Here is a 10,646-nt window from a genome sequence, read left to right on the forward strand (position 1 = left end):
CTCAGATCAGGCGATGCACATACGGCAAACAACTTCCATGGTTTTCTTAGTGACACCATTGAGAAGCTTTCCGGCAAGAAGATAGGGTTATTAAGAGCTGACAGTGGATTTTTCAGCAAGGATATCATTGAGCATCTTGAAAACCCTGAGAGATCGATACCCTATATCATCGCGGTCAGATTGCATCGGACATAGCGGGTGCAGAGGATCATGCAGGAAGAGGAGCTGATCTGCAAGATCAAGAAAAGGTGGGTGGTGACCACTGACAGCAATCATCCGTATCCGATCGCTCCGAACCTGTTGAGAGATGCAAAGATAACGGGCGTGAACCAGGCGTTCGTCTCGGACATCACATATATCCGGATACTGACGGCCTTGTCTATCTTGCGGTCATTCTCGATGTCTTCTCCCGGAAAGTTGTTGGCTGGGCGATCTCCACGAGGATCGATACGGAGTTGACCCGCGGGGCGTTACGGATGGCTATTGAGACGAGATGTCCCCCAAGAGGCTGCATTCACCATTCAGACAGGGGTATGCAGTACGCCGCACACGAGTACGTCGATGATTTGAAGGCCGCCGGCTTCCAGATCAGCATGTCACGTAAGGGGAACCCTTACGACAATGCTCAGGCGGAGAGCTTTATGAAAACCCTGAAGAACGAGGAGGTGTACCTATGGGACTATAAGACCTTTGAGGACGTAAGGAAACGGGTTCCCTATTTTATCGAGGAAGTGTACAATGAAAGACGGTTGCATTCGGCACTGGGCTATTGTCCACCAAACGAATACGAAGCCCTGGTGGCAAACAAAGAAACCAGAACGCGTCAGACCCAGCTAACCTCAGAGGCACTTAGTGTCTAGCCTGTGGGGGTCACTCCACCTACTAGTGTCCCACCAAAAGGATTCAAGACCAGAGCAAGTTTCTACAATCCTCAGGTGCTTCATAAGGTTTTGATCGTGCAAGACTTCATTCTCACTATTGAAGACGATAATCTTCGAGACCTGTTTCGGCTCGCCTTTGCTTCGACGATGGTCAGCTACTCCAACTATTCCTATGAACCAAGCCTTGGCAGGCGCGTAAGCGCGGGGCGGGATGAAATCCATGACTTCCCCGTGGCAAAGGCGATTATTGACAAACTAACCGATATGGCGGAAGATATCGCATGGATGCAGGAGCATATGAAAAGCAAAAGTCTAGATGTGGAAATCTTCACTGACTCCTTTTTCCATTGCAAGAAGCATCTCCAACACGCTTCTGTCGATCTTGTAATTACCTCCCCACCTTACTTGAACAACTACCACTACAACCGGAATACGCGGCCTCAGCTTTATTGGCTTGGCTTCGCGAATTCCCCAGACGATTTAAAAAAACTCGAAAACCTGAATTTCGGCAAGTTCTGGCAGACCGTTCGTGATTTGGACCGGCTAGACCTGTCTTTTCCTTTGCCTCATACAGACATCGCACAAAGGTTGCAGATGCTCAGAAACCTGAATGGCGAAAAGGAACCTTATGGAGGCAACGGGTGGGCCAACTATGCAGCAGCATATTTCAATGACTGCTATAAGTTCGCTGAAGGCATCCGTTACGTGTTGAAACCTGGAGGAACGGCGCTGGTTGTCATCGGCAACAGCATACTGCAAGGCGTGATGATTCCGACAGACGAATACTTTGGCAAGATCGCTGAGTCCATAGGCTTGGAATTAACGAAGATCGATATCCCCCGCGCTACCCGCGTGGGCAACAGCATCATTCAATCCGATGTCAGGGTGGGCAAAGCGAAATCTTCGCACCAGCTTTACGAGGCGGTGGTTGTTTTAAGAAAGCCGTAGTTATTTCACGACCTTTTCGATCTTGGCCTTTATCCGTTCCAAATCCGGCGATTTCCCTCTGAGTTTTTCGGCCCATGGCCTGCCGGGATGAAGGACATCCCACTCAGTTTAGCTTGATCATATCGTCCCGATCCCGGATCATGGTTGCCGAATCCGTCAACAGCCGTGTTCCAAAGAGGTCGGTATCTCCTGATCAAGGCCGCTTCGACAATCGTAATCATACTGCTCTCCTCACCCTTCAAAATCATAAAACGGCATTTGAAGTCGGTAACATCTAACCCGGCGGCGTGCTTGATGCTCCTTGCATGTTCATGCAGTCTTTGGTTCAGGGTGGCGTCGGCTTCACTCTCTGTACGGGCTGTCCGCCATCCTTTCGGGACAGCCTTTCCCACATAGATCGGCTGAGTACATTCGGTGATATTTACGCAAGCAATCTTCTTGTAAAGGTCAAAACTGCCGATGTAGTAAATACTGTAAACCCCGGTGCCTACAAAAGGATTCGGCGGCGGCAATTGATATGCGGGGGTCTGATTCAGGAAGTCGATTGCGTCATTTACTATGGCACGGACCTTTGGCGACTTAAAAATATGTTTTTCCGGGTTGAACTTCATTTCTTGATCCTGTTCATCTCTCTCATTACCCGAATGAGGGGAACGTCATATTCCTTCGCGGCCTTCTTGCAATCCTCGTATTCCGGACTCCGCTTCACGGTTCCATCGGGCATCTGTGAAACCTTGAACCGTATCTTCCCGAATTTTGTCCCGACTTCTTTGCTGCTTCTCTCAAGGACGGTTCTTGACGCAACGTAATATCTCACTCCTATTGAAGTGGTTTCAGTGAATATGATACGTTCAATGTCTGTCCTCCTGTCCTCGTTGCACAAGATGGTCATCACAATGCCCGGCCTTCCCTTCTTCATGATGACCTGCGAGAGATAAACGTCAAGGGCCCCTGCATCGAAAAGCCTTTCCATGACATATTCGTAGAGCTGGGGATTCATGTCATCGATGGCTGTCTCGAGAACCGTCACCCCGGGGACGGCACCCGGACCTTCTTGCAATGCCTGTTCCCCGACGATAATCCTCAGGGTATTCGAAACTCCCGTGATATCTTTCTTGCCGGCGCCATAGCCGGTCTGTTTGATCTTCATCAGAGGCATGTTCGTGAAGTCCTCTGCTACCTCTCTCAGGATGGCGGAACCTGTTGGCGTCGCAAGCTCAAAAGGGATGCCCGATGAATAGACCGGAACACCCTTCAATATCTCAGCGGTGGCAGGCGCGGGAACGGGCAGTCTCCCATGTTCTGTCATGACAACACCGCTTCCGAGATTGACTGCCGATGAATAGACCCTGTCAATGCCAAGCACCTCCAGCCCTATGAGCGTGCCGAAGATATCAACGATGCAATCGACTGCACCAAGTTCGTGGAGATGTGCCTCATGATACGCCTCGCCATGGACCTTCCCCTCCGCCTCAAAAAGTCTTTGAAAGATCCTCAGACCGCGCTCTCTGATCTTATCGGAGAGAGATGAACCCCTGATTATTGTTTCAATGTCTTTCCATTTCTTGGGTTGCGATGATCTCTGAAGGATCACATCAACCTTCGTAGCGGCCAGCGATGCCCTCTTCACTTTTCTTGTTTCAAGTCTGTACCCCTTCACCGGCAGCCGTCTGAGGCCGGCAGAAAGAGCCTTAATGGGGACGCCTGCATCTATGATGGCGCCAAGACACATATCGCCGCTTATGCCTGTCGAACAATCAAGGTAGGCTGTCTTCACGGAGACCTCATCTCCATAATCATAACAATTTATCCATTATTCTGCTCATCTGCCTTTCACTCCCATGTCAGATGACGAGGAAAATAGTAAAATGTTCGAAAAATGTATTACAATAGTAAAATTTTCGAGAAGGAGTCCGGCGTGGAGAAAAAGAAGGAAACGATTATAGACAAGATATGGAATTTCCTGGCCTCTGTTAAACTCGCGGTCATCATTTTTGCCGTATTGTCCCTTACGTCCATCGTGGGAACGGTTATAGAACAGAACGCCGAGCCGGCAAAGAATATCAAGGTTCTCACGAAATTATTCGGCCAGTCTGCAACTCCCACCACCTACAGAATCCTTGACAGTCTTGGATTTATGGACATGTACCATTCCTGGTGGTTCGTAACCATCCTCCTTCTCTTCGCGGCGAATCTGGTAATCTGCTCTGTCGATCGTTTGCCGAAGATCATGAAGGTCGTGAAGGACCCTATAAAGCCTCTGTCAGAGGACCATTTCAAGGGATTTGGGATCAAGAAGGAGTTTGTGCTGAAGATGAAGCCCGAAAAGGCAAAGGAGGCGGTCTCGGAGGCCCTCAAGAAGAAGGCCGGCTTCAACCTTGCAGAAGTGAGTGAAGCCCATGGCTTCCAGTTGTATGCACAGAAAGGCAACTTTACGAGGCTAGGCGTGTATATCACCCACTTCAGTATCCTCATTATCCTTGCCGGTGCTCTGATCGGAATATTCTTCGGGTTTAAGGGATACCTGAATCTCCCTGAGGGTGTGGTCTCCACCGTTGCTTATACGAGGAACGATCAGGAAAGGCCAATCGGTTTTGGGATAAGGTGCGACAAGTTTCAAGTCGACTTCTATGGAAACAGTGATATGCCAAAGGCCTATAAGAGTCTCCTTACGGTCATAGAGAACGGCAAAGAGGTCATGAAAAAAGAGATCGTCGTGAACGATCCCTTGAAATATAAAGGCGTGACTTTCTATCAGTCAAGTTACGGGCTTCTGCAGGAGGATATGCAGAAGAGCGTTTTCATGTTTAGGGTTACGTCAAGGGATGGCAGGACATCGAATCTCGACCTCAGATTCGGCGATACCTTCTCGATACCCGGAATGGGACTCACGGGGAAGATCGAGGACTTCTCTCCTGCCCTCGGTCTTGATGAGAGGACCGGCAGGCCTTTTACTTATGCAGAGCAGATGAATAACCCTGCTGTCCTGGTGAGTTTCTCTGAAGGGGGTAACAGAAAGTTCAGCGGCTGGATATTCAAGAGACATCCCGAGACATGGAGACTCCCCGATGGTAACACCGTAGAATTCAGTGACATCTGGGGTATTCAATACACCGGTCTTCAGGTGAGAAATGACCCCGGTGTCTGGGTAGTCTATTTCGGCTGCGTAGCTATGGCTGTGGGCCTTTTCATCGCTTTTTTCATGAGCCACAAAAGACTATGGGTGAGACTGGTAGAGGAAAAGAACGGTACCCGTGTCGTCATCGGTGCGAGTGCGAACAAGAACAGACAGGCCTTTGAGAGACAGATTGACAAGGTGGCGGATCTCTTGACAAGAGCTAAGGAAAGGGGAAGATAACGCTATGAACAGTTCATTCTTATTCGGAGTCGCAACAATGGCATATATCCTTGCCATGATTATCTACATTACCTATCTAGCGTTCAGGAAATCTCAGATTGGTCTGACCGCCACGATCGTAACGGTAATCGGTTTTGTTGCACAGACCTTTGCGATAGGGGCGAGGTGGATCGAATTTAAGAACATAGGACAGATGGGATGGCTGAGGGCTGCTCCTTTTACAAACCTCTATGAATCGTTGATATTTTTCGTTTGGTGCCTCATCCTCGGGTATCTGCTCATTGAATTCAGATACAAGAACAGATCCTTCGGCGCCTTTGTAACACCGATAGCCGGCCTGGCACTGGCCTTTATAGATCTCAGCGGGATGTCCAAAGAGATTCAGCCCCTCGTGCCCGCCCTTCAGAGTAACTGGCTGCTCGCACACGTGGTGATGAGCTTTATCGCCTACTCAACCTTTGCCCTGGCCTTCAGTACCGGCTTGATGTACCTGATCGTGACCACCGACAAAAGGACAGAGGGCCCTTACATATTCTGGACACTGGCACTGGGCATCCTGGTTGTGTTGCTCGCAGCGATGGGACTGGACTATCTCACCTTCAAGGTTGCGGTAAAGGGCCCGGAGGGCCTCATCAAGAGCTATCTCTTCAAGGCCTCCTTTTTTAGTTCTTCTCCAGCAGTTTCTGCTGTGAGTTCTCTTGCCGCCCTTGCCTTCCTCTTCATCTGCTGGAGGTACGGTTACCTGTTGAAGAAAGTCGTCGGCGCTTTTTCGGTCCAGGCAGACGTCCTTGATGAAATCACTTACAAGAGCATAGCCATCGGATTCCCCATTTTTACCCTCGGCGGTCTTATATTCGGCGCGATCTGGGCAGACCAGGCGTGGGGGGTCTACTGGAGTTGGGACCCAAAGGAGACGTGGTCGCTGATAAGCTGGTTCGTATATGCCTTCTATCTCCATGCTCGGTTGCTCAGGGGATGGAGGGGCAAGAAGATCGCGATGGTTGCTGTTATTGGTTTTGTGGCGGTCGTTTTCACCTATCTCGGCGTCAACCTGCTCCTTTCGGGGCTCCATAGTTACGGTTCGGAGTGAATGACCTTACCGATGATTTGAATTCGGAATGGTTTTTCGTTACTATTGGTTGTGAAGTTCAGCAGGTATGAGGAGGTGACGGCATGAACACGTTGAAGACTGTGGTTTTGCTTGTTCTTCTGACCCTTATCTTTGTTTGGGCCGGAGCCGCGTTCGGAGGAAAACAGGGGATGACCATAGCGCTCCTTATGGCCTTTATGATGAACGTATTCGCCTACTGGTTCAGCGATAAGATGGTTCTCAGAATGTATGGGGCGCGGGAAGTTACCGAGAGTGAGGCCCCTGAGCTCTTTGGCATTGTCAGGAGGCTCAGTCAGAAGGCCCAGATGCCCCTGCCCCGAGTGTACGTCATAGAAGAAGACCAACCGAACGCCTTTGCCACAGGAAGAAATCCTGAGCATGCTGCGGTCGCGGTGACGACAGGAATCATGAGGATTCTGAGCCCCGAGGAACTGACGGGTGTCATCGGTCATGAGCTTTCCCGTGTGAGACACCGGGACATTCTCATCGGTACCATTGCCGCAACCATAGCCGGTGCGATAAGTTATATTGCCCAGATTGCGCAGTGGACGGCAATCTTTGGACATCGTGGCGACGATGACGAAGGTGGGAGTCCTTTGGCTGCTCTTGTTATGATGATCGTTGGGCTGATAGCGGCCCTCATTGTCCAGATGGCCATATCCCGTTCCAGGGAATACCTGGCAGATGAAGGAGGAGCACGGCTTTCCGGCAACCCTCGGTACCTTTCACGAGCACTTCGCAAATTGAACGCAGCCTCTCAAAGAATACCCATGGACGCCAACCCTGCCACATCACATATGTTTATCGTGAACCCCCTATCGGGGGGAGGGATCGTTAGGCTCTTCAGCACACATCCACCGATTGAAGAGAGAATCGCGCGCCTTGACACAATGAGCCTTTAGTCTTGACTCTTGGCGTTCGAATTGTTCACAATAGGGCGACCTATGAATGCCCTTGTAACAGGCGCTACCGGATTTATCGGCAGTCATCTCGTGGATGGATTGGTCAAGGAGGGTTACAGGGTTATATGCCTCGTCAGAAAGACCTCCAGCCTGAGATGGCTAGAGGGTCTTGATATTGGCATCTTTTACGGAGACTGCGAAGACGAAGATTCCCTGCAGTCCTTGCCGGTTGACTTCGATTACGTATTCCATCTTGCCGGGCTGACAAAGGCGAAAAGAGCTGAAGATTTTTTTTGCGCCAATGCGAAAGGCACAGAGAATCTTCTCAGGATTATTTCGAGGAGGGCGGGGCGATTGAAACGCTTTGTCTATCTCAGCAGCCTTGCAGCCGCAGGACCGAGCAGCGATGGTAAGCCCTCGATCGAGACGATGGAGCCGAATCCCGTTTCGAGTTATGGCAGGTCCAAACTCGAAGGCGAACGTGCCACATGGAGACACCGAGACGTGATCCCGGTGACGATCATTAGGCCGCCTGCCGTTTATGGCCCGAGGGACAGAGATTTCCATCTCTTTTTTCGGATGGTCAAGAAGGGCTTTTATCCTTACTGGGGAAAATGTTATTATTCACTTCTCTATATAGACGATCTTGTTAGGGGATTGATTGAGGCCTCGGTGGCAAGAAAAGCTGCGACCGGAGTGTATTTTTTGTCGGACGGTATGGTTTACTCGAACGAGGATATCATGAATGAGATAAGAGAAGTACTGGGCACGAAGGTCCTGAAGGTAAGGATCCCGAAGGCCATCATGAGTCTTGTCGCAGGAATCGGAGAAGGAATCGGCAGGGGGACATCGATCATTAACAGGGATAAGATGAAGGAACTGAGTCATTCATTCTGGGTGTGCGATCCGAAGAAGGCGGAGAGAGAATATGGTTTTATGCCCAAAGTTCTGTTAAAGGAAGGAATAAAATGGACAGCAGATTGGTACAGGATTCATCAATGGCTGTGAAGAAATCGACTGACATTTTTGAGAAATGTACCCGGTTTACCAAGGCGAAAGAACTGATGTCCGTCGGCCTTTACCCTTATTTCAGGACTATTGAGAGCGCACAGGACCCCGAGGTGTCTATCGGTGGCCGGCGTATGATCATGGTGGGTTCGAATAATTATTTGGGCTTGACGAACCATCCGAAGGTGAAAGAGGCTGCTCTGAGCGCCATCAGAAAGTACGGCTCAGGATGCGCCGGTTCCCGATTCTTGAACGGCACGTTGACGATCCATGTCGAACTGGAGGAGAAGCTTGCGCGGTTCATCAGGAAAGAGGCTGCACTCATTTTTTCTACGGGCTTTCAGGTGAATCTCGGGGTCATTTCTGCTCTTGTCGGTAAGGATGACATCGTGATTATCGACAAGATGGACCATGCCAGTATTATCGACGGTTGCAGGCTGTCTTACGGTGAGGTGAGAAAATTCAGACATAATGACATGGCAGATCTTGAAAGAATTCTTGAGCAGAACAACGGGAGGGGAAAGCTCATCGTCGTTGACGGCGTCTTCAGCATGGAGGGGGATATCGTGAATCTGCCCAGGGTCGTGGAGCTTGCGAAGGCCCATGGCGCACGGCTTATGGTTGATGATGCTCATGGAATCGGCGTTCTGGGAAAGACGGGCAGAGGGACCGCCGAGCATTTCGGCCTTGAAGGTGAAGTTGATTTGATCATGGGAACCTATAGCAAATCCCTTGCATCCATAGGCGGGTTCATCTCGGGTTCTGAGGAAGTCGTCCATTACATTAAGCACTTTGCCCGCTCTCTTATCTTTAGTGCGAGTCCGCCTCCTGCCTCTGTTGCTGCCGTAAGTGCTGCCGTGGACATCATAGAGAATGAGCCTGAAAGGCTGGAAAGCCTCTGGAAAAATACGCGAAAGATGCTGGCAGGTCTCAAGGATCTCGGATTCGAGCTTGGACCGAGCGAGACGCCGATTATACCTATTCTCGTCGGTAATAATGAGACGGCCTTCAAGATGGCGATGATGCTTCAGGATGAAGGTGTGTTTGCAAATGTTGCTGTGAGTCCTGCTGTCCCTGAAGGAAGGGCACTCATAAGGACGAGCTATATGGCAACCCATACGGATGAGCAACTCGACAAGGTGCTCAATGCCTTCAAGAAGGTTGGCAAGGCAATGGGGCTGATACCGTAAGCCTTGGAAATCGTTGAGGTTAACAAGGGCAAGGGCCTCGCCGATTTTATCGAATTCCCCTATTCCCTCTATTCCAAAGATCCCCTCCATGCTCCTCCCCTCAGGGGGGAGATGAAGGAGCAGTTTTCTCCAAAGAACCCCTTCTTCAAGCATGCCGAGGTGAACTTTTTTCTTGCCAGGAGGGCGGGCAAGACGGTCGGAAGGATAGCATCAGTCCTGAATGACAGGCACATCACATTTCATAATGAGGCCGTAGGTTTTTTCGGATTCTATGAGTCTATCCGTGACCGTGAGGTTTCCGAAGGATTGCTCGCCACCGTTTCAGAGAGACTGAGGATGAAGGGGATGAAGGCGATGAGGGGCCCGATGAATTTTTCGACAAATGAGGAATGCGGCTTTCTCATCGACGGTTTTGATGAGCCTCCGATGCTCATGACCCCCTATAACCCGGCCTACTACAATGACCTCATGGAGAAGTGCGGATTGCGGAAGGCAAAGGACCTTTACGCATTCATTCACGATGTGAGAGAGCATTTGCAGGATAAGATTCTCAGGGTTGCGGCCATAGCGGAAAAACGGGGAGTGAGGGTGAGGCCTGTTGACAAGAGACGGTTTGACGAAGAGATGCTGGCATTCAAGGAGGTTTACAACTCAGCCTGGGAGAAGAACTGGGGCTTCATTCCTCTGACGGACGAAGAATTGCATTATCTCGGGGAGAGACTGAAGCAGATCGTGGTGCCCGACCTTACCCTCATTGCTGAGGACGATGGAAGGGCCGTCGGCTTTCTTGGCCTCCTGCCTGATTTCAACGTTGTACTGAGGCATATGAAGGGGAGACTCAATCCTCTTACGATTCTCAAGGCCCTGTACTACTCAAGAAAGATCACGGACCTGAGGCTTCTCCTCCTGGGGATAAGACCGGAATACCGAAACAAGGGAGTGGATGCCCTGCTCTACCGGGAAGGATTTAACGGTATCAAGAAGAGAGGGTATAAACGGTTAGAGTTTTCCTGGATTCTTGAAGACAATGTCGCCGTCCAGAGGATTGTCGAGTTGGTCGGTGGAAGCCTTTACAAGAGATACCGGATATATGAAAAGGACCTCTAGTGTAGTGTGTCGTAAGTAGTTGGCATAAGTATTGCTATCTTTTCGGGTATCCTATACGATAAGGAAGGTGCCCGATGAAGACTGGTAGACCAAAAGAGCCTATTGTGTTGACCCGAGAGGAAAGAAAACAATTGGAAGCGA

General features: G+C 50.2%; 11 protein-coding genes. 9 read left to right on the plus strand and 2 right to left on the minus strand.

Annotation, left to right across the window (positions count from 1 at the left end):
* From VFG09_15265 to VFG09_15275, 3 genes are all read left to right on the plus strand, one after another.
* Positions 1–195, plus strand: a 195-nt coding sequence (locus VFG09_15265) for a hypothetical protein (protein HET6516511.1), incomplete at its 5' end; no start/stop codon positions are given.
* A gap of 158 nt (positions 196–353) precedes the next feature.
* Entirely contained in the window at positions 354–860 is a 507-nt protein-coding gene (locus VFG09_15270; protein ID HET6516512.1) for an IS3 family transposase, read from the plus strand.
* 96 nt (positions 861–956) lie between these two features.
* Positions 957–1,829, plus strand: coding sequence for a hypothetical protein (locus tag VFG09_15275; GenBank protein ID HET6516513.1), 873 nt, complete (start codon positions 957–959; stop codon positions 1,827–1,829).
* A 29-nt stretch (positions 1,830–1,858) separates the two neighbouring features.
* On the opposite strand, the gene VFG09_15280 is transcribed toward VFG09_15275, so the two are convergent.
* The gene (locus VFG09_15280; protein HET6516514.1) at positions 1,859–2,440 is read right to left on the minus strand and encodes an Eco29kI family restriction endonuclease; all 582 of its coding nucleotides are present in this window, start codon (positions 2,438–2,440) and stop codon (positions 1,859–1,861) included.
* A complete protein-coding gene (gene larC, locus VFG09_15285) occupies positions 2,437–3,606 on the minus strand; it encodes a nickel pincer cofactor biosynthesis protein LarC (GenBank protein ID HET6516515.1) in 1,170 nt (389 codons plus the stop codon). Before larC ends, VFG09_15280 begins: the two co-directional genes overlap by 4 nt.
* Before the next feature lie 141 nt (positions 3,607–3,747).
* Between larC and VFG09_15290 the strand changes: the two genes are divergently transcribed.
* From VFG09_15290 to VFG09_15315, 6 genes are all read left to right on the plus strand, one after another.
* Positions 3,748–5,187, plus strand: a complete 1,440-nt coding sequence (locus tag VFG09_15290; protein ID HET6516516.1) for a cytochrome c biogenesis protein ResB — start codon at positions 3,748–3,750, stop codon at positions 5,185–5,187.
* A 4-nt stretch (positions 5,188–5,191) separates the two neighbouring features.
* Positions 5,192–6,277: a c-type cytochrome biogenesis protein CcsB gene (gene ccsB, locus VFG09_15295; protein ID HET6516517.1), complete on the plus strand. Its 1,086-nt coding sequence runs from the start codon at positions 5,192–5,194 to the stop codon at positions 6,275–6,277.
* 83 nt (positions 6,278–6,360) lie between these two features.
* Complete coding sequence (htpX, locus tag VFG09_15300; protein HET6516518.1) at positions 6,361–7,200, plus strand: zinc metalloprotease HtpX; 840 nt, start codon at positions 6,361–6,363, stop codon at positions 7,198–7,200.
* A gap of 42 nt (positions 7,201–7,242) precedes the next feature.
* Positions 7,243–8,208 (plus strand): NAD(P)-dependent oxidoreductase, encoded by a 966-nt coding sequence (locus VFG09_15305; protein ID HET6516519.1) that lies wholly within the window; start codon positions 7,243–7,245, stop codon positions 8,206–8,208.
* Positions 8,199–9,398 (plus strand): pyridoxal phosphate-dependent aminotransferase family protein, encoded by a 1,200-nt coding sequence (locus VFG09_15310; GenBank protein ID HET6516520.1) that lies wholly within the window; start codon positions 8,199–8,201, stop codon positions 9,396–9,398. The genes VFG09_15305 and VFG09_15310 overlap by 10 nt, the downstream gene beginning before the upstream one ends.
* 3 nt (positions 9,399–9,401) lie before the next feature.
* Positions 9,402–10,505 (plus strand): GNAT family N-acetyltransferase, encoded by a 1,104-nt coding sequence (locus VFG09_15315; GenBank protein ID HET6516521.1) that lies wholly within the window; start codon positions 9,402–9,404, stop codon positions 10,503–10,505.
* The last annotated feature ends 141 nt before the right edge of the window (positions 10,506–10,646 follow it).

This window comes from Thermodesulfovibrionales bacterium (assembly GCA_035686305.1).
Classification (GTDB): Bacteria; Nitrospirota; Thermodesulfovibrionia; order Thermodesulfovibrionales; family UBA9159; genus DASRZP01.

Bases quoted from the DNA above. Each gene is read 5' to 3' on its own strand.
- VFG09_15280 (HET6516514.1), bottom strand. From the start codon at position 2,440: ATGAAGTTCAACCCGGAAAAACATATTTTTAAGTCGCCAAAGGTCCGT.
- ccsB (HET6516517.1), top strand. From the start codon at position 5,192: ATGAACAGTTCATTCTTATTCGGAGTCGCAACAATGGCATATATCCTT.
- htpX (HET6516518.1), top strand. From the start codon at position 6,361: ATGAACACGTTGAAGACTGTGGTTTTGCTTGTTCTTCTGACCCTTATC.
- VFG09_15305 (HET6516519.1), top strand. From the start codon at position 7,243: ATGAATGCCCTTGTAACAGGCGCTACCGGATTTATCGGCAGTCATCTC.
- VFG09_15310 (HET6516520.1), top strand. From the start codon at position 8,199: ATGGCTGTGAAGAAATCGACTGACATTTTTGAGAAATGTACCCGGTTT.